This window comes from Halomonas sp. E14 (assembly GCF_052568415.1).
The window spans coordinates 2638324-2664496 of sequence record NZ_CP199423.1 but is presented as its reverse complement, the minus strand read 5'-3'; the positions used below and the strand labels follow the sequence as shown (position 1 = coordinate 2664496).

The window sequence follows — 26173 nt, the reverse complement described above, 5'->3', positions numbered from 1 at the left end:
GTCGTGGGATCACTCTTCCTGAGTACCGTGGCCGTCATCCGGCACGGCTTCCAGCAGGCGAATCCGGCGATTATCGGCATTGAGCACGGTGAAGCGCCAGCCGCCCAGCTCGGTATGCTCGCCGCGCCCCGGCAGATGGCCGAAGCGCTGCATCACCAGGCCGCCCACGGTATCGAATTCGTCGTCGGAAAACTCGGTGCCGAAGCGCTCGTTGAAGTCCTCGATGGGCGTCAGGGCGCGAATCGCGTAGCGCCCTTCGCCCAGCTCGCGGATGTCGTCGTCCTCTTCGGTGTCGTGCTCGTCCTCGATGTCACCGACGATCTGTTCCAGGATATCCTCGATGGTAACGATGCCGGCGGTGCCGCCATACTCGTCCACCACCACCGCCATGTGGTTGTGGGTATCGCGGAACTCCTTGAGCAGGCTGTTGAGTCGCTTCGATTCGGGCACGAACATGACCGGTCGCACCACGTCCTCGAGGCGAAAGCGCTCGCGCTCCTCTTCGGGGCAGTTGAGCAGGCGCAGCAGGTCCTTGACCAGCAGCAGGCCCTTGACCTCGTCGAGGTTCTCGCCAACCACCGGGTAGCGCGAGTGGCCCGTCTCGTGGATCAGCGCGAGGTACTCCTCGGCAGGCTGGTCGGCGGCGATCGCCACCACCTGGGAGCGCGGGATCAGCACCTCACGAACCTGCTGGTCGCTGATCTGCAGCGCACCCTCGATGATCGTCAGCGCATCCTGCTCGAGCTTCAGTCGCGTGGCGGCCTCGCGCAGAAAGCCCATGAGCTCGTCGCGGGAGCTGGGCCCTTCGCTGTCGCCTGACAGGGCACCGAGCAGTCTGTCCAGCCAGGACCTGCCGCCCGGGCCGGTCGTTCGGTCGTCACTCATCGGTCGCGCCTCTTGTTCTCGTCATCGCCGCCGGATGGGTCGTGCCCAGGCGCCTCGAGCTGCGCCGGGGCATAGGGATCGTCGATGGCGAAGCCGGTCAGAATCTCGCGTTCGAGCTGTTCCATGGCCTCGGCCTCGCTCTCTTCCTGGTGGTCATGGCCGAGCAGGTGCAGGGTGCCGTGTACCACCAGATGCGCATAGTGATGGGAAAGCCGCTTGCCTTGAGCCTGAGCCTCCTCGGCAACGACGGGGTGACAGATCACCAGGTCTCCAAGCAGCGGGAGCACCAGCCCGGGCGGGTTTTCGAACGGAAACGACAGCACGTTGGTGGGGCGGTCTTTGCCGCGGTAGTCGCGGTTCAGCGTCTGGCTTTCCTCGGCGTCGACGAAGCGCACGGTCAGCTCATGGCGCGTCTCGTCGGGGAACCGCGCCAGTACCGCCGCCACCCAGGCGTTGAGGGAGGCGAGGTCGGGCAGCTCGTTGGCGGTGCAGGCGACCTGTCGGTCGATCAGCGGACCGTGACTCATGCGCTGCCGTCGCTCCTGTGGCGCTCGCGCTCCTGGCGCAGGGCTTCGCGCTCGCGCTCGCGCGCTTCGCGTCGAGCCCGTTCCTGCACTTCCTGGTCGGCCTCGAAGCTCTCGTAGGCTTCGATGATGCGCTGCACCAGCGGGTGACGCACCACGTCCTTGGCGGCGAAGTGGGTCACGCCGATACCGGCGGTGCCCCTGAGCACCTCGAGCACCTGGATCAGCCCCGAGCTCTGCCCGCGCGGCAGGTCGACCTGGGTCACGTCACCAGTGATGACGGCGGTGGAGCCGAAGCCGATGCGGGTCAGGAACATCTTCATCTGCTCTCGAGTGGTGTTCTGGCTCTCGTCGAGAATGATGAAGGCGTTATTGAGGGTGCGGCCGCGCATGTAGGCCAGCGGGGCGATTTCGATCACCTGGCGCTCGATCAGCTTGCCCACCTGCTCGAACCCCAGCATCTCGTAGAGGGCGTCGTAGAGGGGGCGGAGGTAGGGGTCGATCTTCTGCGCCAGGTCGCCGGGCAGAAAGCCGAGCTTTTCACCAGCTTCCACCGCCGGGCGTACCAGCAGGATGCGCCGTACCTGCTGCTGGTTGAGCGCTTCCACCGCCGCCGCCACCGCCAGGTAGGTCTTGCCGGTGCCGGCCGGGCCGATGCCAAAGTTAATGTCGTGCTGGCGAATGCTTGCGACGTAGTTCTGCTGGTTCTGGCCCCTCGGCTTGATCAGCAGCTTGGGGGTGCGCAGCAGCATCTCGTCGTCACTGGGGCCTTCCTCCTCGTCCAGCGCCTCGAGGCCTGACTCCTGCAGGAACAGGTGCACGGTATCGGGGGCGAGATCGCTGGCTTCCGCTTCGCGGTAGAGGTGCTCGAGCACGTTGGCTGCCGCCTTGACGCGGTGCCCGGGGCCAGCCAGCTGAAAGACGTTGCCGCGGTTGCGCAGCGTGACCCCGAGGCGATCCTCGACCAGCTTGAGGTGTTCATCGCGCTGCCCGCAGAGGTTGGCCAGGCGCTGCGGATCGTTGGGTTCGAGGCTCAAGGTGATGATACGGTTGGCCTGAGAGGCGTGCTGGCTCAAGACAATGGGATCCATGCGTGGCGAGTGTTGCTCCCAGCATAATGCCCCGGCGGTGGCCGGGGCAACGTTGGTGGCAGGCTCAATGCAGGTGTGGCGCGGCCAGCTCGCCGCGCAGTGAGTTGGGCAGGGCCTCGGTGATGGTCACGTCGACGAAGTGGCCGATCAGCTCGGTGGGATTGGCAGCGCGGAAGTTGACGACGCGGTTGTTCTCGGTGCGCCCGGAGAGCTGGCCGGGGTCCTTGGGCGCGAAGCCGGTGACCAGAATGCGCTGGGTGCTGCCTACCATGCGCCGGCTGATCTGCATCGCCTGCTGGTTGATGCGCTCCTGCAGGATCGCCAGGCGCTGCTTTTTCACGCTTTCCGGCGTGTCATCCGCCAGCGAGGCGGCCGGCGTGCCGGGGCGCGCCGAGTAGACGAAGCTGAACGAGTGGTCGAAGCCGATGCGATGGATCAGGTTCATGGTCGCTTCGAAATCCTCCTCGGTTTCGCCGGGGAAGCCGATGATGAAGTCCGACGAGAAGCTGATGTCGGGGCGCAGCGCGCGGATGCGTTCCATCTTGGCCACGTACTCCTCGGCGGTGTGGCCGCGCTTCATGGCCGTGAGGATGCGGTCGGAGCCCGACTGCACCGGCAGGTGCAGGTGGCTGACGAGCTCGGGGATCTCGCCGTAGGCTTCGATCAGGCTGTCGCTGAATTCGACGGGGTGCGAGGTGGTGAAGCGGATGCGGTCGATGCCCTCCACCGCCGCCACGCAGGCGATCAGCTCGGCCAGGTCGATCTCGTCGCCCAGCTGGTTCTCACCGCGGTAGGCGTTGACGTTCTGGCCCAGCAGGTTGATCTCGCGCACTCCCTGGTCGGCCAGGTGGATCACCTCGTCCATCACCGCCTCGAAGGGGCGTGACACCTCTTCGCCGCGGGTGTAGGGCACCACGCAGAAGGTGCAGTACTTGGAGCAGCCCTCCATCACCGAGACGAAGGCAGTGGCGCTGTCCGAGCTGGGCTTGGGCAGGTGGTCGAATTTCTCGATCTCGGGGAAAGTGACGTCCACCATCGCGATCTGGTTGTGGCGGCGCGCGTCGAGCATCGCTGGCACCCGGTGCAGAGTCTGGGGGCCGAACACCATGTCGACATGGGGTGCCCGCTTGCGCAGTGCCTCGCCCTCCTGGCTGGCTACGCAGCCACCCACGCCGATCACCAGGTCGGGGTTGGCCTCCTTGAGCTTCTTCCAGCGGCCGAGCTGATGGAAGACTTTCTCCTGGGCCTTTTCGCGAATCGAGCAGGTGTTGAGCAGGATGACGTCGGCCTCGCCTTCGTCATCGGTCAGTTCGAGCTGATGGGATTCGCCGAGCAGGTCCGCCATGCGGGCGGAGTCATACTCGTTCATCTGGCAGCCGTGTGTCTTGATGAAGAGTTTCTTCGCCATAAGAATAGGTCGGGTCGGTCGTCCGACGTGCGTCACCGGTGAGTGGAGTGTCGCGGGAATGCGGCTTCAGCGGAGTCGGCCGGTTTGGCCGGTGCCCGGGCGTGAAGCCCTTCTCGAAGGAGGCGCTATTATACGTAAGCCGAGGGGCTCGGGCCAGCGTGTGCGCCGACGCGTGCCGACCCTGCCAGGTGTGATAGGCTTGCGCAGCGATGCCGGCTCCACCGGGCCGAGGCATCACGAGAGCAACGCAGTTCCAACAGCGAGGAATTCCGGCCTTATGGCGGCCAAACCGGTCTATCGGGTGGTGTTTCACCAGCAGGGTGAAGTGTGGGAGCTCTATGCTCGCGAGATCTTCCAGAGCGAACTTTGGGGGTTCATCGAGGTCGAGGAGTTTGTCTTCCAGGACGGCTCGAAGCTCGTGGTCGACCCCTCGGCGGACAAGCTGCGGCTGACCTTCGAGGGAGTGAAGCGCAGCTACCTGCCGTTGAACGCCATCATCCGCATCGATGAGGTGGAGCGCGAGGGCCCGGCGCGGGCGGTGAAGAGCGAGGGGCGGGTGGCCGAGTTCCCCCGCGGCCCAATGCCGCCGCCCAGGGGCGAGCGCTGAGCGCGCCGCTGGTCATCATTCGACCAGCACGGCGTAGGCCAGAACCTATGGCCCCTCGCAGTGCCTTTCCAGCGGTTTTCCCGGAGCTTATCCACAGGAACTGTGGATAGACGACAAAGCATCACGGTAGCGGTGCGGCATCTGCTGCGCCCGGCTCGACAGCCAGGACAACAGCATGACGAAATTGAAGAAACTCTGCATGGGGGTGTGTCTGGGCCTGGTCGCCCTGCCCCTGCAGGCCCAGCAGAACGGCAATACCCACTGGGTCTCCGACGAGCTGACCACCTACGTACGCAGCGGTCCGACGGACGGCTATCGGATCATCGGCACCCTGACCGCGGGCGAGCCGGTGAGGCTGCTCGAGACGAGCGGCAGCTACAGTCGGGTCGAGGATGGACAGGGCAACACCGTATGGGTGCTCAGCGATGAGCTGCAGGACTCCCCGAGCGCCCGCGAGCAGCTCCCGGTGCTGGCCAGCCAGGTCGCCGAGCTCGAGGCCGAGCTCGAGGGCATCAACGAAAACTGGGAGAGCCGGGTGTCGGTGATGACCGAAACCCTCCAGGGCCGGGAGCAGCGCATCGCCGAACTGGAGGCACGCAATCGCCAGCTCGACAGCGAAGCCGACCGCTCCCGCCAGACTATCCGCCAGCTGCAGGCGCGCCTCGATACCCAGGAGGAGGATCTGCTGATGCGCTACTTCATGTATGGCGGCGGCGTGGCCGGTGCAGGGCTGCTGGTTGGCCTGATCGTGCCGCACCTGCCGCGCAGGCGGCGCAAGCGCGACCGCTGGTTCTGAGCGGCCGAGGAAACACGACATGACACAGGATTGGCGGGACCGCTGGCGGGAAGGCCGTATCGGCTTTCACCGCGAGGACACGCACCCGACGCTGGTGCGCTTCTGGCCGCAGCTCGGGGTCAAGCCTGGCGCCAAGGTGCTGGTGCCGCTGTGTGGCAAGAGCCTCGACATGCGCTGGCTGGCGCGCCATGACCACCCGGTGCTGGGCATCGAGCTGGCCGAGCAGGCGATCGAGCAGTTCGTCGCCGAAGGGCGGGGGGCCGTGTCGCGCTACCAGCAGGAACCATTCGCGATCTGTCGCCAGGGCAGCGTCGAACTCTGGTGCGGCGACTTCTTCCACTTCCATATCGAGCAGGCGGCGGAAATCGGTGCCTTCTACGATCGTGCCGCACTGATTGCGCTGCCGCCAGCCACGCGCCAGCGCTATGCCTTTCATCTGGCGCAGCTGATCCCACCCGGGGCGAAGGGGCTGCTGATCACTCTGACGCGCCCCGATGCCGGCGGCCCGCCTTACAGCGTGGCCGCCGACGAGGTCGTTGAGCTGTTCGAGCCCAATTTCGAGATCACCCACCTGGACGACGGCGACCCGGAGCCCGGCAGCGGCTTTCGTGAAAGCGCCTGGGCGCTGGTGCGGCGGGGGCCGAATCACTGAACCCCCTCGGGCCCTTGCGCTAGCGTGCCAGCAGCTGGGCCAGCTCGGGGTCGCTGAAGGCGCGGTCCAGGGCGTCGCCGATCAGGTCGTTGAGCATGCGCGCGTTGGTCTCGCGGTCGGGGCGTACGGCGTAGCTCTGGGTGCGGCGTGAGGTGTAGGTGCCGGTGTAGGTGTTGCCGCGATTGACCGCCTTCGCTTCCAGCACGGCTTCCAGGCGTGCCTCGTCGATCACCGGGCGGCTGTCGCCCCGCTCGTAGCCCAGGTGCAGCAGCGTCAGCGTCAGGCTGGGGCGGCCGTCGGCGGGCTCGGTAGTGGGCGAGAAGCCCATGTCGCGCACGGCGCGCTCGGCTTCGCGCTGCAGACGCGGGACCAGCTCGTGGGCGCTGACGCTGATCACGGCCGTGGACATGGCGCTGCCGGTGCGGGTGCCGATCACTTCACCATGCCGGTCGTCGACCGCCATGACGGTAATCGCCTGGCCGCCTCCGGCCTGCGGGACCGGCGTGCTGCGCTGTGGATCGAGCTGCAGATAATGCGGGCTGGCGCAGCCGGCCAGCAGGGCGCCTGCCAGCAGCGTGGCGCCGGCACGCAGAAGATGACGTCGATTCATTCCGAGCCTCCCGGGTGTCAGGTTGAACAGGTCAGACGGGCATGGCGCTGCCACCGTTGACGCAGGGGCGAGTATATCGGCAGCCGCAGCGCCGCAACAGCGTTGCCTTGCAACGTCGAGTCGTGGCTACAATGGAGCCTTCACCGGGGGAAGTCGCCATGATTCGTTGTGCCGTTGCGTCGGATATACCCAGTCTCGTCGATATCTGGCTGCGTGCTTCCCGCCAGGCGCACGGCTTCATCCCGGCCGAGTTCTGGGCCCAGCGCGCCGAGGCGATGGCGCAGCACTACCTGCCGGGTGCCGAAACCTACGTGCTGGAGGTGGGAGGGCGCGCCATCGGCTTCGCCGCGCTCCAGGGCGACCACCTCGAGGCGCTGTTCATCGACCCCGAGGTACAGAGCTTTGGCCACGGCACTCACCTGATGGCCCATGCCATGGCACGGCGAGAGAGAATTACGCTGTGCGTCTATTCACGCAATGTGCGCGCCGTCTCTTTTTACCGCCGGCTGGGCTTCCAGGCCCTCGAAGAGCGCCCCGAGCCGCTCAGCGGCGAAAACGAGACCCTGATGGCCTGGTCGCGTCAGCCGGCCCAGGGCTGACGCCACCATGGCGTGCTAGGAGGCGAGGGCGTGGCGCCGCGGTGCGGCTACCTGCGTCTCGGCGGGAAATCGGTGCCACCGGCGCGGCACGATGAACAGGCGTGCGCCGCGCGACAGCGCCAGGCGCTCGTAGTCAGCATGGCTGATGGTGGCAAGCCAGGGCTCGGCCATCCAGCTCGCTTCCAGCTCCACCCGGACCTCCGCCCCCACCGGGGAGATCGCGGTCACCGTGGCCGGCAGGTGGGCAGCCGCAGTGGGCGCCTTGGCCAGTTCGATCTCGTGGGGACGCAGCAGCAGCTCCTCCGTACCATCGGGGATTTCCACCGCGAGCCTGGCCTCGCCGCAGGTCAGCACGGCGTTGCGAACCGTGCCCTCCAGATGATTGACGTCTCCCAGGAACTCGAACACGAAGCGGTTGGCCGGATGGCGATAAAGCGTATCGGGGGTGTCGATCTGCTCAATGCGGCCGTTGCTCATCACGACCACGCGGTCGGACAGCTCCAGTGCCTCTTCCTGGTCGTGAGTGACGAACAGGCTGGTGAAGTTCAGCTCGTCGTGCAGGTGGCGCAGCCAGCGGCGCAGCTCCTGGCGCACCTTGGCGTCCAGCGCGCCGAACGGCTCGTCGAGCAGCAGCACGTCGGGCTTCAGCGCCAGCGCACGCGCCAGGGAGACCCGCTGCTGCTGACCGCCCGAGAGCTGGGCGGGATAGCGGTCGGCGAGCTGCTCGAGCTTGACCATCTCCAGCAGGCGGTGGACCTGGCGGCGAATCTCGCCGGTGGAGGGGCGGCTCTTGCGCGGCATCACGGTTAGGCCGAAGGCCACGTTGTCGAACACCGTCATGTGCCGGAACAGGGCGTAGTGCTGGAAGACGAAGCCGATGCGGCGGTCGCGCACGTGCAGGTGGGTGACGTCGCGATCGCCGAACAGGATGCGTCCGCCGGGTGCGCGGTCGGCCGTTTCCAGGCCGGCGATGATGCGCAACAGCGTGGTCTTGCCGGAGCCGGAGGGGCCAAGCAGCCCGACCAGCTCGCCCTCGTGGATCTCGAGGTTGACCGGCTCGAGGGCGCGACTGCGACCGAAGTGCTTGCCTACGTTGTGCAGGTGGATGCTCATGGCTCAACCTCCCGGCGCGCGGCGCGCCATTCCAGGCCGGCCTTGGCGGCCAGCGTGAGCAGGGCGATGAGGGCCAGCAGCGACGCGCTGGCGAAGGCGCCCACGGTATTGTAGTCCTGATAGAGCTGTTCGAGGTGTAGCGGCAGCGTGTTGGTCTGGCCGCGAATGGCGCCGGAAACCACCGAAACCGCACCGAACTCGCCGACCGCCCTGGCATTGGTCAGGATCACGCCGTAGAGCAGCGCCCAGCGGATGTTGGGCAGGGTCACCCGGCGAAAAATGGTCCAGCCCGGGGCGCCCAGCGTGACGGCCGCCTCCTCCTCGCGGGAGCCCTGCGCCTGCATCAGCGGGATCAGCTCGCGGGCGACGAAGGGGCAGGTGACGAAGATGGTCACCAGCAGGATGCCGGGCCAGGCGAACATCAGTTGGATGTCATGGCCGTCGAGCCAGGCGCCGAGCCAGCCGGTGCGGCCGTAGAGGAGCAGGTAGACCAGCCCCGCCACCACCGGCGACACGGCAAAGGGGATGTCGATCAGAGTCTGCAGGATGCGCCGCCCCGGAAAGCGGAAGCGTGTTACCAGCCAGGCCAGCGCTACGCCGAACACCAGGCACACCGGAATGGTCAGCAGCGCGATGAACAGCGTGAGGCCGATCGCCGCGAGGGTGTACTCGTTGCTGATATTGGCCCAGAACACCCCGACGCCCTGCGCGAAGGCCTGGGCGAAGATCGCCACCAGCGGCAGCAGCAGGAACAGGGCGGCCAGCACCAGTGCGGCGCCGACCAGAGTGCGTCGGGCCCAAGGGGCGTCACCGATCCGTTGCATCAGCCGTGTCCTCCATGCAGACGCTTGATGAAGCGGCCCTGCCACACGTTGATGGCGAGCAGCAGTGCCAGCGAGACGAACAGCACTACCGAGGCGATGGCGGAAGCGCCGGCATAGTCGTATTCATGCAGCCGCACGAAGATCATCAACGCGGTGATCTCGGTCTCGTAGGGCATGTTGCCGGCGATGAAGATGATGGCGCCGAACTCGCCCAGCGAGCGTACGAAGGCGAGCCCGGTACCGGTGACCAGGGCTGGCCACAGGTGGGGCAGGATCACGCGGCGAAAGGCGGTGAGGTCCGAGGCACCCAGAGTCAGGGCGGCTTCGTCCACCTCGCCCGGCATGTCCTCCAGCACCGGCTGCACCGTGCGCACCACGAAGGGAATGCTGGTGAAGGCCATGGCCAGGGCAATGCCGACCCAGGTGTAGGCCACCTGGATCCCGAGCGGTTCCAGCAGCTGGCCCATCCAGCCGTTGCTGGAATAGAGCGTGGCCAGCGTAATGCCCGCCACGGCGGTGGGCAGGGCGAAGGGCAGGTCCATCAGGGCGTCGAGCAGCCGCTTGCCGGGGAACTCGTAGCGCACCAGCACCCAGGCCAGCAGCAGGCCGAAGGCGGCGTTGACGATGGCAGCGAAGGCGGCGGCACCGATGGTGACGACATAGCTCGCCACCACGCGCTCGTCGGTGATGATCGCCCAGTACTCGGCCAGGCTCAGGCCGGCCAGCTGGCCGAACAGTCCGGTCATCGGCAGCAGAAGCATCAGCGAGACGAAGGTCAGGCTGATGCCCAGCGAGATGCCAAAGCCGGGCAGCACCCGCTTGGGGGTGCTGCCGAATCCGAGTGAAAAGGTGCGTTGCGTCATCAGCCGGTCACTTTTGCTGGATCAGCGGCGGCGCTGGAGCTGGTCGAGCAGGCCGCCATTGCCGAAATGGGTTTCCATCGCTTCTTCCCAGCTGCCCGCGATCTCCTCGACCAGCAGCAGCTCGGTTTCGGGGAATTGGTCGGCGAACTCTTCGATGACCGTTTCGTGGTGCACGCGGTAGTTGAAGCCGGCCAGCTGGCGCTGGGCCTCTTCGCTGTAGAGATACTCCACGTAGGCCTGGGCCAGCTCCAGGTTGCCGTTGCGCTCGGCGTTGGGGGCCACGACGGCGACCGGGAATTCGGCCAGGATGCTGACCGGCGGCACGATGACCTCGTAGTCGTCGCTGCCGTACTCCTGGCGGATGTTGTTGACCTCGGATTCGAAGCTGATCAGCACGTCACCGATGCCGCGCTCGATGAAGCTGGTGGTGGCGCCGCGACCGCCGGTGTCGAACACCGCCACGTTGCGCAGGAAGGTGCGCATGTAGTCGTGAACCTGCGCCTCGTCGCCGTCGAACTGCTGCTGAGCGAAGCCCCAGGCGGCCAGGTAGGTATAGCGGCCGTTGCCCGAGGTCTTGGGGTTGGGGAAGACCATCTTGACGTCTTCACGCACCAGGTCGTCCCAGCTCTCGATCCCCTTGGGGTTGTCCTTGCGCACCAGGAAGGCGGTGGTGGAGTAGTAGGGCGAGGCGTTGTTGGGCAGCTGTTGCTGCCAGTCCTCGGCGACCAGGCCGGCGTCGGCGAGCACCTGGACGTCAGTCACCTGGTTGTAGGTGACCACGTCGGCGCGCAGCCCCTGCAGGATGGCGCGGGCCTGGGCCGACGAGCCGCCGTGGGACTGCTGGATGCGTACCGCCTCGCCATGCTCGGCCTGCCACTGATTGCTGAACGCCGGGTTGATGGCGGCGAAGAGTTCGCGGGCAATGTCGTAGGAGGAGTTGAGCAGTTCGCGATCGGCGGCGAGTGCCGGGGTGGCCAGGCCGGCGCCCAGGGCGACGGCAAGCACAGTGCGGCGAAGTGTGTTGAGCAGGACCATGCGGCGATCTCCAGCGGAATTCGGGTGATGGGTGCAAGGGTAAGGCTGCAAAGCAGGAATTACAATTATCGTTTTTATTCTATTTTGAAATATGACTGTTGCGCTTTGCCTGCCCCGGCCGGTGTCTCGAATTGTTGTCGCCAGTGCGTCAACGGCCTTGGCGGTTTTTGGTAGCATAGGGGCTCTTTCCCGAGCGACCGCCTGGACGACCATGACCGACGCCACCCGCGACTTCCTCATTGCCCCCTCGATTCTCTCTGCAGACTTCGCTCGCCTCGGCGAGGAGGTCGACAACGTGCTGGCCGCCGGTGCCGACATCGTCCATTTCGACGTCATGGACAACCACTACGTGCCCAACCTGACCATTGGCCCCATGGTCTGCCAGGCGCTGCGCAAGCATGGCGTCACGGCGCCGATCGACGTGCACTTGATGGTCAAACCGGTCGACCGCCTGATCGGCGATTTCATCGAGGCCGGTGCCAGCTATATCACCTTCCACCCTGAAGCGTCCGAGCACATCGACCGTTCGCTGCAGCTGATCCGCGACGGCGGCTGCCAGGCCGGGCTGGTGCTCAACCCGGCCACGCCGCTTGCCTGCCTCGACTACGTGATGGACAAGCTCGACATGATCCTGTTGATGAGCGTCAACCCGGGCTTCGGTGGGCAGGCCTTCATTCCCGGTACGCTGAACAAGCTGCGCGAGGTGCGCCAGCGTATCGATGCTTCCGGCCGCGCCATTCGCCTAGAGATCGATGGCGGCGTTAAGGTGGAGAACATCGCCGAGGTCGCTCGTGCCGGAGCCGATACCTTTGTGGCGGGCTCGGCGGTGTTCGGAGCGGCAAGCGACGCCGACCCGCACCGCTACGACAGCGTGATGCGCCGCTTCCGCGAACAGCTTGCCACCCTGGAGGCTCCTACCACGTGAGTGCAGCGCCTGCGCCGTGGTACCTCTATATGGTCGAGACGGCCAAGGGAAAGCTCTATACCGGTATTACCACCGACGTGCATCGCCGCATCGCCCAGCATGAGGCGGGGCGGGGGGCCAAGGCGCTGCGCGGCTGCGGCCCCCTGGCGCTGCGCCATTTCGAGGCCGTGGGCAGCCAGGGCGAGGCGCTGCGCCTGGAAGCCGCGATCAAGCGCCTGTCGGCGGCGCAGAAACGGGCCTGGCTGCAGCGGCGGCCGCCCAGCGAGGAGACAGCATGCACCCCATCCTGAAGGACATCGAGCTGGTCAGTTTCGACCTGGACGGCACCCTCGTCGATTCGGTACCCGACCTGGCGGCGGCCGTGGACGCGGTGCTGGCCGAGTGCGGCCTGCCTCCGGCCGGGGAGGCCGGCGTACGCAACTGGGTCGGCAATGGTTCGCGCAAGCTGGTGGAGCGAGCCCTGGCCGCCGCCGATGGGCCGCCCGCGACAGCGGAGCGCCTGGCGCAGGCGCACGAGCGCTTCCTTCACCACTATGGCCTGGCGCCGGTGCAGCGCACGCGGCTCTACCCCGGCGCGCGCGAAGCGCTCGATGCCCTGCGTGAACGGGGGCTGATCCTGACGCTGGTGACCAACAAGCCGTTCGCCTTCATCCAGCCGATCCTGGCGCATTTCGCACTGGAGTCGCACTTTACGCTGTGCCTGGGGGGCGACAGCCTGCCACAGAAGAAGCCGGACCCGGCGCCATTGCTGCACTCGGCGGCGCATTTTGCCATCCGTCCCGATGCCTGCCTGATGGTGGGCGATTCGCGCCACGACATCGACGCCGGGCGCGCCGCCGGCTTTCGCACCCTGGCGGTACCCTACGGCTACAACCACGGCGAGCCGGTACGCGACAGCCGGCCCGACGCCATGGTTGAGACCCTCGATGCACTCGTCACGCCATTTCCCCATCCATCTGCGAGGACCCGGGCATGATGTCCGCTCAACGTTTCCGTGAATTGGCCGAGGCTGGCTACAACCGCATACCGGTCACCCGGGAGGTGCTGGCCGATCTCGACACGCCGCTGTCGACCTACCTGAAGCTGGCCGACGAGCCGTGGACCTTCCTGCTGGAGTCCGTGCAGGGCGGCGAGAAGTGGGGACGCTATTCCATTATCGGGTTGCCGTGCCAGGAACGGATCGAGGTGCGCGGCTTCCGAATTACCCATGTGAAAGCGGGCGAGCCGCCGCAGGATCACGAGGAGGCCGACCCCCTGGCCTGGATCGAGGCGTTCCAGGGGCGCTTCCGGGTGCCGCGCCTCGACGACCAGCCGCGCTTCGACGGGGGGCTGGTCGGCTACTTTGGCTATGACACCATCCGCTACATTGAGCCACGCCTGCGCGGCGTGGAGAAGCCCGACCCGCTGGGGGTGCCCGACATCCTGCTGATGGTCTGCGACGAGCTGGTGGTGTTCGACAACCTCTCTGGTCGCCTGACGCTGTGGACCCACGCCGACCCGGCCGCCGAGGAGGCCTACGCCCAGGCGGTAGCCCGCCTGGAGGGGCTGGAGCGACGCCTGCGTACCGCCAGCCCGCAGGCCGCCAGCCCCGGTACCGGGCGCAGCGCGGTGGAGGAGGGGCACTTCACCTCCGGATTCACCGAAGCGGGGTTCAAGGCGGCGGTCGACAAGATCAAGGAGTACGTGCTGGCGGGCGACGTGATGCAGTGCGTGCCGTCGCAGCGCATGTCGATTCCCTACCAGGCCTCGCCGCTCGACCTCTACCGCGCCCTGCGCAGCCTCAATCCGTCGCCCTACATGTTCTTCTTCAACCTCGATGATCACCACGTGGTGGGCTCCTCGCCGGAGATCCTCACCCGGCTCGAGGATGGCGAGGTCACCGTGCGTCCGATCGCCGGCACCCGCATCCGCGGCCGCACGGAGGAGGAAGACCGGGCGCTCGAGGCCGACCTGCTGGGCGACCCCAAGGAGGTGGCCGAGCACCTGATGCTGATCGACCTGGGTCGCAACGATGTCGGGCGCATCAGCGAGACCGGCACGGTCCGCGTCACCGACCAGATGAGCGTGGAGCGCTACTCCCACGTCATGCATATCGTCTCGAACGTTACCGGGCGGCTGAAGGAGGGGCTCTCCGCCATGGACGTGCTGCGCGCCACCTTCCCCGCCGGCACCCTCTCGGGGGCGCCCAAGATCCGGGCGCTGGAGATCATCGACGAGCTGGAGCCGGTCAAGCGCGGCATCTACTCGGGGGCGGTAGGCTACCTCTCGTGGCACGGCAACATGGATACGGCGATTGCGATCCGTACCGCGGTGATCAAGGACGGCGTGCTGCACGTGCAGGCGGGCGCCGGCGTGGTGGCCGACTCGGTGCCCGAGCTCGAGTGGCAGGAGACCCTGAACAAGGGCCGCGCCATCTTCCGCGCCGTGGCGATGGCCGAGAAGGGGCTGGACAACCTCTAGCCGGTGCGGGGCCGCAGCTCAGCCCCTCGCTCACGACGTGTCTCAAGCGGTGTGTCGCTAACGCCTCGCCTCTGGCAAGCCCCTTGGCAGGGCGGCTCGGAGCGAGGCGATCAGCCCGCTTCTGGTGTCGCCTTGGGCTTCTTTTCGTTGGCCCCCTGCGCTTCGCGCGTTGGCCCCTCGGGCTGCTGTTCGGACTCGCCGAGAGCATCGCGGATCAGGCGCGCATTGTGGCGCATCATGGCGATATAGTTCTGCGCCGGGCCGCCCGCTTCGCTGAGGGAGTCCACGTACAGCGGGCCGGCCATTTCGATGCCGGTGTCCCTGGCGATGCTGCGCATGTAGCGATCCGATACGGTGCTTTCCCAGAACAGCGCGGGCGGCTCGGTCTGCTCGATGCGCTGCATGATCCGCATGACCTGGTGCGGTGCGCTGGCGCTCTCGGCGTTGGACCCCCAGATGCTGTCGTGGCGGAAGTCATAGGCGTCGGCAAAGTAGACGAAGGCGGCTTCGGAGGTGATCAGCAGGCGCTGCGACTCGGGAATGTCGGCCAGCGTCTCGAGCAGCTCCTCGTGCAGCGAGGCCAGGGCGTTGCGGGCGGCTTCGGCGCGAGCCTGGAAGCTTTCGGCGGCGGCGGGGTGGAGCTCGCTCAGCTGCTCGGCGATAACGTCGATATAGGCTGACACTGCCCGCGGGTCCATCCACAGGTGTGGATCGGGTTCCCCGGTCAGCTCGCCGGTGATGATTGGCTGGGTGGGGTAACCGCTGGCCTCGGCCAGGGGAACGATGCGGGCACGGTTGCCTACCGTGGCATAGATCTGGCGGATCCACTGTTCGAGCTGATAGCCGTTGTAGAACACCAGGTCGGCGTCTTCCATCGCGATGAAGTTCTGGGGCGTCAGCTCCCACTGGTGAACTTCGGCGTCGGGCGGCGTCAGCACTACCAGATCGATGTGGTGTCCGCCGACTTGATGCACCAGGTCGCCCAGTACTGAGAAGGAGGCAATCACCTTGGGGGAGGCCGCTGCGGCTGGAATGTTGCCTGCCATGGCAACAAAAGGAACGGCCAGCCAAGCAAGGGCAGGGCGTGTAAAGCGCATCGTCAACCTCCTTTTTGCGAAAGCGCATGGGCCGATGATAGAGGCTAGGCTCCAAGCTGGCCAGCCGCGCCTCTTGGCGACCGGTATCGTGCCAGATGCTAGCCAGGCCGCCTGGCGCGTTGACAGTCAGGACTCGGCGGCGGCACTATGTAGCCATGAACGCTTTGAATCGACTCTCATGCTTTGCCCAGTGGTGGCGCTCCTGACCAGGGGCGGCACGCTGACGAATGAAAAAAATGCCGCCGTCGGGGCGGCTTTTTTGTGTCCGAAGCAGACCCGCACGGCTGGCCGAGTTGACACTTCCTAGATGCTTTCTCGCTTGAACAGGACCTCATCGCCATGTCCGTGCTGATGATCGACAACTACGACAGCTTTACCTTCAATGTGGTGCAGTACCTGGGCGAACTGGGCGCCGAGGTGGTGACCTACCGCAACGATGCCATCACGCTGGAAGAGATCGAGGCGCTGGCGCCCAGCCACCTGGTGATCTCGCCTGGCCCGTGCACCCCCAACGAGGCGGGTATTTCCCTGGCAGCGATACGTCACTTCGCCGGTCGGCTGCCGATCCTGGGGGTCTGTCTCGGGCACCAGGCCATCGGCCAGGTCTATGGCGGCGAGGTGGTACGTGCGCCCCAGGTGATGCACGGCAAGACCTCGCGCATTCGCCACGGCGGGCAGGGCGTGTTTGCCGGCCTTGAGGACCCGCTCGAAGTCACGCGCTATCACTCGCTGGTGGTCAAGGCAGAAACGCTGCCGGAGTGTCTCGAGGTCACCGCCTGGACTACCGAGGATGACGTGACGCCGGGCCTGGTCATGGGCCTGCGCCATCGCGAGCTGGATATCGAGGGCGTGCAGTTCCATCCGGAGTCGATCCTGACCCGCCAGGGCCATGAACTGCTGGCCAATTTCCTGAAGCGCCGCTGACCCGCCTGAAAGAGGAGACCCTGACCATGCAGATGCGTGATGCCATCGCCGCGGTGATGCGCCGTGACAACCTGAGCTTCGACGACACCCACGCGGTGATGCAGCAGATCATGACCGGTGAGGCGACCGATGCGCAGATCGGCGGCCTGCTGGTGGGCCTGGCCATGAAGGGCGAGACCGCCGAGGAGATTGGCGCCGCCGCCCAGGTCATGCGCGAGCTGATGAAGCGGGTGCGCCTGCACGCCGAGAACGTGGTCGACATTGTCGGTACTGGCGGCGATGGTGCCAACCTGTTCAATGTCTCGACCGCCTCCAGCTTCGTGGCGGCCGCGGCCGGCGCCCATGTGGCCAAGCACGGCAACCGCAGCGTCTCCTCCTCCTCCGGCAGTGCCGACCTGTTCGACATGGCCGGCATCCATCTCGACCTCAAGCCGGAGCAGGTGGCGCGTTGCATCGAGCAGGTGGGAGTTGGCTTCATGTTCGCGCCCAACCATCACCCGGCCATGCGCTTCGCCATCGGCCCGCGTCGCGAGATGGGCGTGCGCACGCTGTTCAACATCCTTGGACCGCTGACCAACCCGGCCGGCGCCCCCAACCAGGTGCTGGGGGTCTACTCCGCCGACCTGGTGCCGCTGATGGCCGAGGTGCTGCGCCAGCTGGGCAGCCGCCACGTCATGGTCGTTCATGCCGAGGATGGCCTGGACGAGATCTCCCTGGCCGCGCCGACCCACGTCGCCGAGCTCAAGGACGGCGAGATTCGCCGCTATACCATCGCCCCGGAAGATTTCGGCATCGAGCGCCAGGCGCTGTCGCCGCTCAAGGTGGTCAGCGCCGAGGACAGCCTGCGGCTGGTACGCGAGGCGCTAGTGGGCGACGGGCCGGCGGCCGACATCGTGGCCCTCAACGCCGGGGCGGCGCTCTACTGTGCGGGTATTGCCGATACCTTGAAGGAAGGCGTGCTGATGGCACAGGATGCCCAGGCCTCAAGGCTGCCACTGGAAAAAATGAAGGAACTGGCGGACTTCACCCGCGTGCTGGTTTCCTGAGCCCCCAAGCGGCAGCCGGCTGCCGCCTCAATGAGACAACATCATGACCAAGGATGCCCCGACCATTCTCACCCGTATCCTGGCCCGCAAGGACGAGGAGGTGGCCGAGCGTAGCCGCGCCGTGTCCGAAGCCGAGCTGCTGGAGCTGGCCCAGCGCCAGAGCGCGCCCCGTGGCTTCATTGCGGCCCTCGACCGGCGCATTGCCGAGGGCGACCCGGCGGTAATCGCCGAAATCAAGAAGGCCTCTCCTTCCAGGGGCGTAATCCGCGAGAACTTTCATCCCGCCGAGATTGCCGCCAGCTACGCTGCCGGCGGTGCCGCCTGCCTCTCTGTGTTGACCGACGCCGACTTCTTCCAGGGCCACGAGGACTTCCTCGTCGCCGCCCGCGACGCCTGCGAGTTGCCGGTGATCCGCAAGGACTTCATCACCCACGGCTACCAGGTCAGCGAGGCGCGTGCCATCGGCGCCGACTGCATCCTGCTGATCGTCGCCGCGCTGGAGGATGCCCGCATGGCCGACCTCTACCAGCAGGCGGTTGCGCTGGGCATGGACGTGCTGGTCGAGGTGCACGACGCCCTCGAACTCGAGCGTGCGCTCAAGCTCGGCATTGGCCTGGTGGGCATCAACAACCGCAACCTGCACACCTTCGAGACCCGCCTGGAAACCACCCTGGAGCTGCTGCCGCGCATTCCGGCAGGCGTCACCGTGGTCACCGAATCGGGCATCCACACCCAGGCCGATGTGCTGCGCATGCGTGAACACGACGTGCACGGCTTTCTGGTGGGCGAGGCCTTCATGCGTGAGCCCGAGCCGGGCCAGGCGCTGCGCCGGCTATTCTACTGAGCGTCGCGAGCCAGGGAGGTATCAGCGGTTGAACAGCCACAGCAGCGCCGACAGCGCCAGGCTGATCAGGATCATCGTCGTGATGGGAAAGTAGAACGAGAAATTCTCACGGCGGATGGCGATATCGCCGGGCAGCTGGCCGAAAGGTAGCCTGGAGAGCCAGGGCCACAGCAGGCCGATGGCGACGATACACAGGCCGATGACGATCAGGGTGCGAGACATCCTGCTCCTGCTCTGGTGATTTCGAAGTGAGTGCGATTCGAAAGGCCGGCGGTGATTCCGCCGGCCTTTCTCGTCTGCACGCGATCTACCAGCTCAGCTGGCGCAGGCGGGCCAGCAGGCCCTGCAGCGGGTGCGGCAGGGCCTGGCCGGAGAGGCGGCTGGCCTGGCTGCGGCAGGAGTAACCGGTGGCCAGCAGGCGGCCCCGGTTGGCCGCGTCCTCGACCACCGGCTGCCACGACTGGGCGTAGATGGTCTTCGAGGTTTCCCGGTTGCGCGCTTCGTGGCCGTAGGTGCCGGACATGCCGCAGCAGCCGCTGGCGACGAGTTCGAGCTCGAAGCCGAAGGCGGCGAACACCTGCTGCCACGCCTTGGGGCTGCCCGGGGCGTTGGTCTTCTCGGTGCAGTGGGAGAGCAGCCGGAAGCTCGGGTCGTCGAGTTTCTCGAGCTCCCGGGCCAGGGCCGGCGGCACCAGGCGCTTGCCCTGAGCCAGCAGCCACTCCTGCAGCATCAGCACCTCGGGCACGGCAGCGGGGCCCAGCGCCTTCACGTACTCCTGGCGGTAGGTGAGGGTCATGGCCGGGTCGATGCCCACCAGCGGCACGCCGAACTCGGCCAGGGCGCGCAGCCGCCGCGCCTGCTTCTCCGCGGTGCGCTCGAAGGCGCCAAGGAAGCCCTGCACGTGCAGCGGCTTGCCGTTGGCCGTGTAGGGGGCGACGAACACCTTGATGTCCAGGCGCGAGAGCAGCTCGACGATGTCCATCACCAATTCTGCCTCGAAGTGGCTGGTGAAGGCGTCCTGCACGAGCACTACGCTTCTGGCCTTCTGCGCCTCGCTGAGCAGGCCCAGCGAGATCGGCGTCGCCTCGGCGACACCCCAGGCACGCAGCTGCTTGGCCAGCCGTGCGCGAGAGAGGCGCGGGCTGTCGACCAGGCCGACGTGCTGGGACAGTAGGCGTTCCACCAGGCGCTGATTCAGCGCGGCGTTGTACAGCGGCGCGGCATGGGCGAGATAAGGCACGAAGAACTCCATGCCGCCGATCAGGTAGTCCCGCAGCGGGCGCAGGTAGCGGCCGTGGTAGACCTCGAGGAACTGCGAGCGCGAGTCCGGCACGTTGACCTTGATCGGGCACTGGCCGGCGCAGGACTTGCAGGCCAGGCAGCCCGCCATGGCGTCGTAGACCTCATGGGAAAAGTCGGCCTCGTCGCGGCGGCGCCAGGTGTTGCGCGCCCGCGCCGGGAACGAGGTGATGAAGCCCCACACCCCCTCGCGCTTCTTCTTGCGCGACTCCTCGACCAGGTCGATCCCGGCCTTGCCCTGCAGGCGCAGCCACTCGCGGACGAGGCTGGCGCGTCCCTTGGGCGAGTGGATGCGGTCGCGGGTCGCCTTCCACGAGGGGCACATGGCGTCGTCGGGGTCGTAGTTGTAGCAGGCGCCGTTGCCGTTGCAGTACACCGTGGCGGCGTGGGCCTGCCAGGCGCGCGCGTCGATCTGGCGGTCGAGCTGGCCGCGGGTGGGCACGCCGTCGATGGTCAGCAGACCCGGGTCGACCCACTTCACCGTATCCTCGCTGACGCTAGTTGTCGACGCTGTGCCCGCGGCTTCGGGCGGGATGGAGGGCTTCGCGGCTTCGGGCGGGATGGAGGGCTCCGCGGCGTCGGGCGGTATGGAGGGAGTCGCGATCTTGCCCGGGTTCAGCTGATTGTGCGGGTCGAAGGCGGCCTTGACCCGCTGCAGGCTGGGGTAGAGCTCGCCGAAGAACTTGGGCGCATATTCGGAGCGCACGCCCTTGCCGTGCTCGCCCCACAGCAGGCCGCCGTACTTGTGGGTCAGCTCGGCCACCTCGTCGGAGACTTCACGGATCAGCCGCTCCTGTGCGGGGTCCTTCATGTCGATGGCGGGGCGCACGTGCAGCACGCCAGCATCGACGTGGCCGAACATGCCGTAGCTGAGCCCGCGGGTGTCCAGCGCGGCGCGGAACTCACTGATGAAGTCGGCCAGATGCTCCGGCGGCACCGCGGTGTCCTCGACGAAGGGGATCGGCCGCTTCTCGCCCTTCTCGTCGACCCTGGCATTGCCCAGCAGACCCACGGCGCGCTTGCGCATGCCGTAGACCTGCTGGATCTGGGCGCGCCCCTGGGCCAGGGTGTAGCCGAGGCGCGGTACGCTCTCATCCGCTTCCAGGTGACGACAGAAGGCGGCCACCCGCTCGGCAAGCCGCTCGGGGTCGTCGTCGTTGAATTCGATCAGGTTGATGCCGCGGATGGCCACCGCCTGGCGCTCGGCCGTGACGGTATCGCCCTCGGCAGATCCCTGGGGCGCCTCGCTGGGAAAGAACTCCGCCACGCTGTCCCAGACGAAGTCCTCCATGGCCAACAGCAGCACCTTGTCGTCCACCGTCTCGATGGAGGTGGGTTTCGCCGCAGAAGCCATCAAGGCCTTGGCGTCGCGCAGGGCATCCATGAAGCCCGCATAGCGCACGTTGACCAAGGTCGAGTGCTTGGGGATCGGCAGCACGTTGAGTACCGCCTCGTTGAGAAAGCCCAGCGAGCCCTCCGAGCCGCACAGCAGGCTGTTCATGTCGAGGCGGCCCTGCGCGTCCCTGAGATGCGCCAGGTCGTAGCCGGTCAGGCAGCGGTTGAGCGGCGGGAACTTGGCAGCGATCAGCTCGCGCTGGGTGTCGATGATTTCCCGCGCGGTGCGGTAGGCGTTGCCGATCGTGCCGCTGTGATGGCACAGCGTCTCCAGCTCGGCGTCTTCCACCGGGCGGCTCACCAGCCGCTCGCCGCCGAGCAGCACGGTGTCGAGTTCGAGCACGTGGTCGCGGGTCTTGCCGTACTCGCAGCTGCCCTGGCCGCTGGCGTCGGTGGAGATCATGCCGCCGAGGGTGGCGCGGTTGGAAGTGGAGAGGTCCGGGGCGAAGAACAGACCGTGGGGTTTCAACGCCGCGTTGAGCTGATCCTTGACCACCCCGGCCTGCACCCGCACGCGGCGGTTCTCGACGTCGATATCGAGTATCCGGTTCATGTGACGGGACACGTCCACCACCAGGCCGTCGGTGAGCGACTGGCCGTTGGTGCCGGTGCCGCCGCCGCGGGGCGTGAGCGCCACCTGGCGATGCTCAGGCTCGGCGGCGAGGCGGGCAATCAACGCGAGGTCTTCGGCATGGCGCGGGAACAGCGCCGCCTGGGGCAGGCGCTGGTAGATTGAGTTGTCGGTGGCCAGCACCGTGCGGCTGGCGTAGTCGGGGGCGATCTCGCCCTCGAAGCCTGCCGCCTTGAGCGCCTCGAGGAAGCGCAGGTAGTGGGGCGCCAGCTCGGCGCTGTGGCGCGAGTCCTTGATGTCCAGTCGTGCAATCATGGTGTCGATTCGTTCGGTGACGCTGCCGGGCGGGCAGGCAGGGAATAGGCGTCTACTTTATCGCGAGAGGGGGGTGCCGCGCACCCCGCAGGCCTGCCGACGTGGCACCTTGGCGGCCTTTTGCCTACAATGTTCCGCCGTTTTTCCGTCTTTTACCGTTTCGCTTTCAGGGGCTGGACGCCATGCTCGATCCCAAACTGCTGCGCAGCGACCTTGCTTCGGTCGCCCAACGACTGGCCAAACGTGGCTTTACCCTCGATACCGCACGGCTCGAGGCGCTGGAGTCCCGGCGTCGTGACTTGCAGACCGAGACCGAGTCCCTGCAGAACGAGCGCAACGTCCGCTCCAAGGCGATCGGCAAGGCCAAGGCTTCCGGCGAGGACATCCAGCCGCTGCTCGACGAGGTGAGTGACTTGGGCGAGCGCCTGGAGGCGGGCAAGAGGCAGCTCGCCGAGGTGCAGGCCGAATGGGACGGCCTGGTCAGCGGCATTCCCAACCTGCCCCACGACAGCGTGCCGCAAGGCGAGGGCGAAGAAGATAACGTCGAGCTGCATCGTTGGGGTACGCCGCGCGAGTTCGATTTCGACGTGCGCGACCATGTCGACCTAGGCGGGCTCAAGGGTGAACTGGACTTCGAGCTGGCGGCCAAGCTGACCGGCTCACGCTTCGCCGTGCTGCGTGGGCAGATCGCTCGTCTGCATCGAGCGCTGGCGCAGTTCATGCTCGACAAGCAGACTCTCGAGCACGGCTACGAGGAGTGCTACGTGCCCTACATGGTCAACGAGGCCTCGCTCTACGGCACCGGGCAGCTGCCTAAGTTCGGCGAGGACCTGTTCCGGCTCGACGACGAGCGCGGCTTCCACCTGATCCCCACCGCCGAGGTGCCGCTGACCAATTTCGCTCGCGACGAGATTCTCGACGCCAAGGCGCTGCCGCTCAAGCTCACCGCCCATACGCCCTGTTTCCGCAGTGAAGCGGGCTCCCACGGCCGCGACACCCGCGGCATGATTCGCCAGCACCAGTTCGACAAGGTCGAGATGGTGCAATTGGTGGAGCCGGAGCAGAGCTACGCGGCGCTGGAGGAGATGCGCGGCCACGCCGAGGCGATCCTGCAGGCGCTGGAGCTGCCCTACCGGGTGATGACGCTGTGTACCGGCGACATGGGCTTCGGCGCGGCCAAGACTTACGACCTGGAGGTGTGGCTGCCGAGCCAGCAGACCTACCGCGAGATCTCCTCGGTGTCGAACTGCGAGGACTTCCAGGCGCGGCGCATGCAGGCGCGCTTCCGCCACCCCGAACAGAAGAAGCCGCAGCTGCTGCATACCCTCAACGGCTCGGGCCTGGCGGTGGGGCGCTGCCTCATCGCGGTGATGGAGAACCATCAGAACGCCGATGGCTCCATTACCGTGCCCGAGGCGCTGCGCCCTTACCTCGGCGGCATCGCCACCCTCAATTCTCGATCTCCCAGCTGACGCTGACCCCCGCCTCGATGACGATCGTCCCTGGGCGGTACTCGACCTGGCCGGTGCTCTCGCGGGCATCGGCGCTCATCGCCATCATGCGCGGCATATAGACGGGTGAGCGCGTCTCGCTGATCGTGGCCACCGGGCCCAGCGAGACGTTCAGGGTGCGTGCCATCAGCTCGGCCTTGTGGCGCGCCTTCTCCAGCGCCATCACCAGCGCCTCGTCGGTGGCGGCAGTGCGATCCGCCAGGTCGTAGCTGATGGCGTCGAGGGCGTTGACCCCGGCGGCGGTCAAGGCGTCGAGCAGGCGCGGCAGGCGCTCGAGGTCGTCGACGCGCACCTGGAAGGGCCGCTCCACCCGAGTGCGCATCAGCAGCTCGCTCTCCTCATCGCCGCGACGCGGCGCAGGCACATATTCCGGCTGCACGTTGAGCGAGCCGGCGCTCAGGTCGTCGCGTGCCACCCCGGCTTCCTCTAGGGCCTGGATCAATGCCGTGGCGCGCTGCTCCAGTTGGTCGCGGGCTTGGCGCAGGGCGTCGGGGTCCGTCTGCTCGTCGCTGTAGGCCAGGGCAGGCGTGCGCTCCCACAGGCGTGCGCTGAGCGTGGCGCGGTCGGGTACGACATCGAGCTGGGCTTCGGCCTGCACGTCCAGTCGGGCGTGCGGCTGGTCGGCCTGGGCCAGCATGGCGGGCAGCGTCACTGCAGCCAGCAGGCCGCCCAGCAGCAGAGAGCGAAGGGGAGTCGGAATCATCGAAAGGCCTCCTGGCGACAAGGGGCAGATAGGGGGAGCGGCAGGCGCAGCGGCCGGGAGGCTGTGGAGCTGCCGGTCGGGCGAGTTTGTGCCTCCGCCCGCTTGGGGTCATGATAAGCAGGACACGCCAGACAAGGATAGATGGCATGCTTTACCGTGATGACAACGTGCGCTACGGACGTCCGCTTACCTTGACGCTTTCACTGGCCGCGCTGGTGGTGATCATCGCCGGCATTCGCGCCGGTGCCGACCTGCTCATTCCGCTGCTGCTGGGATTGTTCATTGCGGTGATCTGCACGTCGCCGGTGAACTGGCTGCGCCGGCTGGGAATCACGCCGCCCATTGCCGTCCTTATCACCCTGCTGGTAATTGGAGGGTTTCTCCTGCTGGTGGGGCTGCTGGCGGTCAACGCCTTCGGTACCTTCATCGAGGCCCTGCCAGGCATCGAAGACCAGCTCTACTACCAATACCTCAACCTGCTCGACAGTCTGGCGGCCATGGGGCTTGCCATTAATCCCGACACCCTGGCGGGCCTGGTCGAGGGTGAAGAGGAGAGCGGCTGGCTCTCGGCCTTGCTGGGCGGGATCGGCAACCTGCTGATGCAGAGCATGGTGGTCGCGCTGCTGGTCATCTTCATGCTGTTCGAGACGCTCAATTTTCGCCGCAAGGTTGCCCAGGCGCTCGACGATCCGGAGGCCAGCCTGCGCCGCTTCCAGGAGTTCAGCCTGACCCTTAAGCGCTACCTGGCGGTCAAGACCTTCGTCAGCCTGCTCACCGGTATCCTGGCTTGGCTTGCCTGCGTGCTGGCGGGCGTGGATTTCCCCCTGCTGTGGGGCGTGCTGGCCTTCGCCCTCAACTACATTCCCAACATCGGTTCGGCCATCGCAGCCTTGCCGCCGGTCCTGCTGCTGCTGGTTGCCCAGGGCGGCGGGCTGGTGCCGGCTTTCGGCCTGGCCATGGCCTACCTGGCGATCAACTTCGTGCTTGGCAACCTGGTGGAGCCGCGGCTGATGGGGCGGGCGCTGGGGCTCTCCACCTTCGTGGCCTTCCTGTCGCTGGTGGTGTGGGGCTGGATGCTGGGGGTGGTGGGAATGCTGCTCTCGGTGGTGCTGACCATGACACTCAAGATCGCCCTCGACAGCCATCCGCAAACGCGCTGGATCGCCCATCTGCTAGGGCCGGGGCAGCGACCGATCTCCGATACCGTGGCGCCGGACGCCGGCCGGCCGAAGGCGCAGGGCAGGGCGGTAGAAAACGCGACGCCCCGGACGGAGCCGGGGCGTGACGACTGAACGGTAACAACGAGCCTGTGACGGCTGGCCGGCGGGTGGCAACAAGGGCTCTGGTGCGCCGGGGCCTGCGCTTAGACGTTCTGGTCGATGAACTGGCTCAGCTGCGACTTGGACTGAGCGCCCACCAGTGAAGCGACCTTGGAACCCGACTTGAACAGCATGACCGTGGGTACGCCACGTACGCCCTGTTCGGCGGCAATTTCCGGGGCGTCGTCCACATTGATGCTGACCACCTTGAGGTTGCCGGTACGCTCCTCGGCCACCTCGTCGATGACCGGGGCCATGACCTTGCAGGGTCCACACCAGGGGGCCCAGAACTTCAGCAGCACCGGCTGATCCGCTTTCAGTACTTCCTGCTCGAAGTTGGCGTTGGTGACATCGACGTTATTGGTCATGTGATTCTCCAGTTACGTTGCGCTGCATCGAGCGAATCGGATGGCACGCCAATGGCATGCTGGGCCGGCAGATGTTAGCGGCCGCCAGGGATGCTGGCAATGCAAGGCGGCCTGCCTGTTGCCCCGGCGGTCCTGCAAGTCGCCGTTTCAGGGTATCGACCTGCCCGCACGATGCCTGTGAGGGTGGTGGCGAACTCGGTAGTCTTCTGTAGCACAATGAAATGAAAGGGAGCTTGGGCCTGGCTATGGTGTCTTGCCCGGTGCCTGCCGCTGTTAAGGGGAGTTTAGACACCACCCGCCATCTCGACTAGCTTGGCAAGGACAAGACGGAGCGGAAGGTATATGGACATGGCTCAGCTCCGGACTGCATTGCCGTAGGTCACATCGGT

At 66.6% G+C, this 26173-nt stretch carries 27 protein-coding genes; 13 read left to right on the top strand and 14 right to left on the bottom strand.

The window, feature by feature from the left end; all coding sequences use genetic code 11:
• Nucleotides 1–9: 9 nt before the first annotated feature.
• The 4 genes from ACT7B3_RS12450 to miaB form a co-directional block, all read right to left on the bottom strand.
• Nucleotides 10–885, bottom strand: coding sequence for an HlyC/CorC family transporter (locus ACT7B3_RS12450; RefSeq protein ID WP_444677152.1), 876 nt, complete (start codon nt 883–885; stop codon nt 10–12).
• The gene (gene ybeY / locus ACT7B3_RS12445; protein ID WP_444677153.1) at nt 882–1412 is read right to left on the bottom strand and encodes an rRNA maturation RNase YbeY; all 531 of its coding nucleotides are present in this window, start codon (nt 1410–1412) and stop codon (nt 882–884) included. Before ybeY ends, ACT7B3_RS12450 begins: the two co-directional genes overlap by 4 nt.
• Nucleotides 1409–2500, bottom strand: a complete 1092-nt coding sequence (locus ACT7B3_RS12440; protein WP_444677154.1) for a PhoH family protein — start codon at nt 2498–2500, stop codon at nt 1409–1411. Before ACT7B3_RS12440 ends, ybeY begins: the two co-directional genes overlap by 4 nt.
• Nucleotides 2501–2564: 64 nt before the next feature.
• On the bottom strand, nt 2565–3908 hold the full coding sequence (gene miaB / locus ACT7B3_RS12435) for a tRNA (N6-isopentenyl adenosine(37)-C2)-methylthiotransferase MiaB (RefSeq protein ID WP_444677155.1): 1344 nt from the start codon (nt 3906–3908) through the stop codon (nt 2565–2567).
• A gap of 277 nt (nt 3909–4185) precedes the next feature.
• Here miaB and ACT7B3_RS12430 point away from each other — a divergent pair, with 277 nt between their 5' ends.
• The 3 genes from ACT7B3_RS12430 to ACT7B3_RS12420 all read left to right on the top strand — a co-directional run bounded on the left by ACT7B3_RS12430 (nt 4186) and on the right by ACT7B3_RS12420 (nt 5963).
• The gene (locus ACT7B3_RS12430) at nt 4186–4515 is read left to right on the top strand and encodes a DUF1820 family protein (protein ID WP_445158146.1); all 330 of its coding nucleotides are present in this window, start codon (nt 4186–4188) and stop codon (nt 4513–4515) included.
• Nucleotides 4516–4714: 199 nt separating this feature from the next.
• Nucleotides 4715–5311, top strand: a complete 597-nt coding sequence (locus tag ACT7B3_RS12425) for a TIGR04211 family SH3 domain-containing protein (protein WP_444679299.1) — start codon at nt 4715–4717, stop codon at nt 5309–5311.
• A 19-nt stretch (nt 5312–5330) separates the two neighbouring features.
• Nucleotides 5331–5963, top strand: a complete 633-nt coding sequence (locus ACT7B3_RS12420; protein ID WP_445158145.1) for a thiopurine S-methyltransferase — start codon at nt 5331–5333, stop codon at nt 5961–5963.
• A gap of 19 nt (nt 5964–5982) precedes the next feature.
• Here ACT7B3_RS12420 and ACT7B3_RS12415 read toward each other — a convergent pair whose 3' ends face one another.
• Nucleotides 5983–6573 (bottom strand): YajG family lipoprotein, encoded by a 591-nt coding sequence (locus ACT7B3_RS12415; RefSeq protein ID WP_445158144.1) that lies wholly within the window; start codon nt 6571–6573, stop codon nt 5983–5985.
• A 158-nt stretch (nt 6574–6731) separates the two neighbouring features.
• On the opposite strand from ACT7B3_RS12415, the gene ACT7B3_RS12410 reads away from it, so the two are divergent.
• A complete protein-coding gene (locus tag ACT7B3_RS12410) occupies nt 6732–7172 on the top strand; it encodes a GNAT family N-acetyltransferase (protein ID WP_445158143.1) in 441 nt (146 codons plus the stop codon).
• A 15-nt stretch (nt 7173–7187) separates the two neighbouring features.
• Here the strand turns inward: ACT7B3_RS12410 and ACT7B3_RS12405 are convergent, their stop codons facing one another.
• The 4 genes from ACT7B3_RS12405 to cysP are packed head-to-tail and all read right to left on the bottom strand — an operon-like array spanning nt 7188 to nt 11007.
• Nucleotides 7188–8285: a sulfate/molybdate ABC transporter ATP-binding protein gene (locus ACT7B3_RS12405; protein ID WP_444677157.1), complete on the bottom strand. Its 1098-nt coding sequence runs from the start codon at nt 8283–8285 to the stop codon at nt 7188–7190.
• On the bottom strand, nt 8282–9109 hold the full coding sequence (gene cysW, locus ACT7B3_RS12400; RefSeq protein WP_444677158.1) for a sulfate ABC transporter permease subunit CysW: 828 nt from the start codon (nt 9107–9109) through the stop codon (nt 8282–8284). The genes ACT7B3_RS12405 and cysW overlap by 4 nt, the downstream gene beginning before the upstream one ends.
• On the bottom strand, nt 9109–9972 hold the full coding sequence (gene cysT / locus ACT7B3_RS12395; RefSeq protein WP_444677159.1) for a sulfate ABC transporter permease subunit CysT: 864 nt from the start codon (nt 9970–9972) through the stop codon (nt 9109–9111). The genes cysW and cysT overlap by 1 nt, the downstream gene beginning before the upstream one ends.
• 21 nt (nt 9973–9993) lie before the next feature.
• A complete protein-coding gene (cysP, locus tag ACT7B3_RS12390; RefSeq protein ID WP_445158142.1) occupies nt 9994–11007 on the bottom strand; it encodes a thiosulfate ABC transporter substrate-binding protein CysP in 1014 nt (337 codons plus the stop codon).
• A 211-nt stretch (nt 11008–11218) separates the two neighbouring features.
• On the opposite strand from cysP, the gene rpe reads away from it, so the two are divergent.
• The 4 genes from rpe to trpE are packed head-to-tail and all read left to right on the top strand — an operon-like array spanning nt 11219 to nt 14392.
• Nucleotides 11219–11932 carry a ribulose-phosphate 3-epimerase gene (gene rpe, locus ACT7B3_RS12385; RefSeq protein ID WP_444677161.1) on the top strand — a complete coding sequence of 238 codons (714 nt, stop codon included), beginning with the start codon at nt 11219–11221 and terminating at the stop codon, nt 11930–11932.
• Nucleotides 11929–12222, top strand: coding sequence for a GIY-YIG nuclease family protein (locus tag ACT7B3_RS12380; RefSeq protein ID WP_445158141.1), 294 nt, complete (start codon nt 11929–11931; stop codon nt 12220–12222). The genes rpe and ACT7B3_RS12380 overlap by 4 nt, the downstream gene beginning before the upstream one ends.
• Nucleotides 12207–12908, top strand: a complete 702-nt coding sequence (locus ACT7B3_RS12375) for a phosphoglycolate phosphatase (protein ID WP_444677163.1) — start codon at nt 12207–12209, stop codon at nt 12906–12908. Before ACT7B3_RS12380 ends, ACT7B3_RS12375 begins: the two co-directional genes overlap by 16 nt.
• Nucleotides 12905–14392 (top strand): anthranilate synthase component I, encoded by a 1488-nt coding sequence (trpE, locus tag ACT7B3_RS12370; RefSeq protein ID WP_445158140.1) that lies wholly within the window; start codon nt 12905–12907, stop codon nt 14390–14392. The genes ACT7B3_RS12375 and trpE overlap by 4 nt, the downstream gene beginning before the upstream one ends.
• Before the next feature lie 110 nt (nt 14393–14502).
• Here the strand turns inward: trpE and ACT7B3_RS12365 are convergent, their stop codons facing one another.
• Nucleotides 14503–15489 (bottom strand): metal ABC transporter solute-binding protein, Zn/Mn family, encoded by a 987-nt coding sequence (locus ACT7B3_RS12365; RefSeq protein WP_444677164.1) that lies wholly within the window; start codon nt 15487–15489, stop codon nt 14503–14505.
• 339 nt (nt 15490–15828) lie between these two features.
• Between ACT7B3_RS12365 and ACT7B3_RS12360 the strand changes: the two genes are divergently transcribed.
• Genes ACT7B3_RS12360 through trpC form a run of 3 tightly spaced genes read left to right on the top strand, consistent with a single transcriptional unit; the run spans nt 15829 to nt 18303 of the window.
• A complete protein-coding gene (locus ACT7B3_RS12360; RefSeq protein ID WP_444677165.1) occupies nt 15829–16413 on the top strand; it encodes an anthranilate synthase component II in 585 nt (194 codons plus the stop codon).
• A gap of 26 nt (nt 16414–16439) precedes the next feature.
• Complete coding sequence (trpD, locus tag ACT7B3_RS12355; protein WP_444677166.1) at nt 16440–17459, top strand: anthranilate phosphoribosyltransferase; 1020 nt, start codon at nt 16440–16442, stop codon at nt 17457–17459.
• A gap of 43 nt (nt 17460–17502) precedes the next feature.
• Complete coding sequence (gene trpC / locus ACT7B3_RS12350; protein WP_444677167.1) at nt 17503–18303, top strand: indole-3-glycerol phosphate synthase TrpC; 801 nt, start codon at nt 17503–17505, stop codon at nt 18301–18303.
• Nucleotides 18304–18324: 21 nt separating this feature from the next.
• Here trpC and ACT7B3_RS12345 read toward each other — a convergent pair whose 3' ends face one another.
• Together ACT7B3_RS12345 and ACT7B3_RS12340 are read right to left on the bottom strand one after the other, a co-directional pair.
• Nucleotides 18325–18525, bottom strand: a complete 201-nt coding sequence (locus ACT7B3_RS12345) for a DUF2905 domain-containing protein (RefSeq protein WP_444677168.1) — start codon at nt 18523–18525, stop codon at nt 18325–18327.
• A gap of 85 nt (nt 18526–18610) precedes the next feature.
• Nucleotides 18611–21883, bottom strand: coding sequence for an FAD-binding and (Fe-S)-binding domain-containing protein (locus ACT7B3_RS12340; RefSeq protein WP_445158139.1), 3273 nt, complete (start codon nt 21881–21883; stop codon nt 18611–18613).
• A 182-nt stretch (nt 21884–22065) separates the two neighbouring features.
• Here ACT7B3_RS12340 and serS point away from each other — a divergent pair, with 182 nt between their 5' ends.
• Entirely contained in the window at nt 22066–23355 is a 1290-nt protein-coding gene (serS, locus tag ACT7B3_RS12335) for a serine--tRNA ligase (RefSeq protein ID WP_445158138.1), read from the top strand.
• Here the strand turns inward: serS and ACT7B3_RS12330 are convergent.
• Nucleotides 23333–24097 carry an SIMPL domain-containing protein gene (locus tag ACT7B3_RS12330; RefSeq protein ID WP_445158137.1) on the bottom strand — a complete coding sequence of 255 codons (765 nt, stop codon included), beginning with the start codon at nt 24095–24097 and terminating at the stop codon, nt 23333–23335. The two genes, serS and ACT7B3_RS12330, sit on opposite strands and share 23 nt — an antisense overlap.
• A gap of 146 nt (nt 24098–24243) precedes the next feature.
• On the opposite strand from ACT7B3_RS12330, the gene ACT7B3_RS12325 reads away from it, so the two are divergent.
• Entirely contained in the window at nt 24244–25389 is a 1146-nt protein-coding gene (locus ACT7B3_RS12325) for an AI-2E family transporter (RefSeq protein ID WP_445158136.1), read from the top strand.
• A 71-nt stretch (nt 25390–25460) separates the two neighbouring features.
• Here ACT7B3_RS12325 and trxA read toward each other — a convergent pair whose 3' ends face one another.
• Nucleotides 25461–25784 carry a thioredoxin gene (gene trxA / locus ACT7B3_RS12320; protein WP_444677169.1) on the bottom strand — a complete coding sequence of 108 codons (324 nt, stop codon included), beginning with the start codon at nt 25782–25784 and terminating at the stop codon, nt 25461–25463.
• Nucleotides 25785–26173: the final 389 nt, after the last annotated feature.

Coding starts and splice junctions, on each gene's coding strand:
- trpD (WP_444677166.1), top strand. CDS start 16,440: ATGCAGATGCGTGATGCCATCGCCGCGGTGATGCGCCGTGACAACCTG.
- ACT7B3_RS12345 (WP_444677168.1), bottom strand. CDS start 18,525: ATGTCTCGCACCCTGATCGTCATCGGCCTGTGTATCGTCGCCATCGGC.
- ACT7B3_RS12360 (WP_444677165.1), top strand. CDS start 15,829: ATGTCCGTGCTGATGATCGACAACTACGACAGCTTTACCTTCAATGTG.
- miaB (WP_444677155.1), bottom strand. CDS start 3,908: ATGGCGAAGAAACTCTTCATCAAGACACACGGCTGCCAGATGAACGAG.
- ACT7B3_RS12365 (WP_444677164.1), bottom strand. CDS start 15,489: ATGCGCTTTACACGCCCTGCCCTTGCTTGGCTGGCCGTTCCTTTTGTT.
- ACT7B3_RS12420 (WP_445158145.1), top strand. CDS start 5,331: ATGACACAGGATTGGCGGGACCGCTGGCGGGAAGGCCGTATCGGCTTT.
- ACT7B3_RS12415 (WP_445158144.1), bottom strand. CDS start 6,573: ATGAATCGACGTCATCTTCTGCGTGCCGGCGCCACGCTGCTGGCAGGC.
- cysW (WP_444677158.1), bottom strand. CDS start 9,109: ATGCAACGGATCGGTGACGCCCCTTGGGCCCGACGCACTCTGGTCGGC.
- serS (WP_445158138.1), top strand. CDS start 22,066: ATGCTCGATCCCAAACTGCTGCGCAGCGACCTTGCTTCGGTCGCCCAA.
- ACT7B3_RS12325 (WP_445158136.1), top strand. CDS start 24,244: ATGCTTTACCGTGATGACAACGTGCGCTACGGACGTCCGCTTACCTTG.
- ybeY (WP_444677153.1), bottom strand. CDS start 1,412: ATGAGTCACGGTCCGCTGATCGACCGACAGGTCGCCTGCACCGCCAAC.
- trpC (WP_444677167.1), top strand. CDS start 17,503: ATGACCAAGGATGCCCCGACCATTCTCACCCGTATCCTGGCCCGCAAG.
- rpe (WP_444677161.1), top strand. CDS start 11,219: ATGACCGACGCCACCCGCGACTTCCTCATTGCCCCCTCGATTCTCTCT.
- ACT7B3_RS12330 (WP_445158137.1), bottom strand. CDS start 24,097: ATGATTCCGACTCCCCTTCGCTCTCTGCTGCTGGGCGGCCTGCTGGCT.
- ACT7B3_RS12440 (WP_444677154.1), bottom strand. CDS start 2,500: ATGGATCCCATTGTCTTGAGCCAGCACGCCTCTCAGGCCAACCGTATC.
- ACT7B3_RS12405 (WP_444677157.1), bottom strand. CDS start 8,285: ATGAGCATCCACCTGCACAACGTAGGCAAGCACTTCGGTCGCAGTCGC.
- ACT7B3_RS12340 (WP_445158139.1), bottom strand. CDS start 21,883: ATGATTGCACGACTGGACATCAAGGACTCGCGCCACAGCGCCGAGCTG.
- ACT7B3_RS12430 (WP_445158146.1), top strand. CDS start 4,186: ATGGCGGCCAAACCGGTCTATCGGGTGGTGTTTCACCAGCAGGGTGAA.
- ACT7B3_RS12425 (WP_444679299.1), top strand. CDS start 4,715: ATGGGGGTGTGTCTGGGCCTGGTCGCCCTGCCCCTGCAGGCCCAGCAG.
- trpE (WP_445158140.1), top strand. CDS start 12,905: ATGATGTCCGCTCAACGTTTCCGTGAATTGGCCGAGGCTGGCTACAAC.
- ACT7B3_RS12410 (WP_445158143.1), top strand. CDS start 6,732: ATGATTCGTTGTGCCGTTGCGTCGGATATACCCAGTCTCGTCGATATC.
- cysP (WP_445158142.1), bottom strand. CDS start 11,007: ATGGTCCTGCTCAACACACTTCGCCGCACTGTGCTTGCCGTCGCCCTG.
- trxA (WP_444677169.1), bottom strand. CDS start 25,784: ATGACCAATAACGTCGATGTCACCAACGCCAACTTCGAGCAGGAAGTA.
- ACT7B3_RS12450 (WP_444677152.1), bottom strand. CDS start 885: ATGAGTGACGACCGAACGACCGGCCCGGGCGGCAGGTCCTGGCTGGAC.
- cysT (WP_444677159.1), bottom strand. CDS start 9,972: ATGACGCAACGCACCTTTTCACTCGGATTCGGCAGCACCCCCAAGCGG.
- ACT7B3_RS12375 (WP_444677163.1), top strand. CDS start 12,207: ATGCACCCCATCCTGAAGGACATCGAGCTGGTCAGTTTCGACCTGGAC.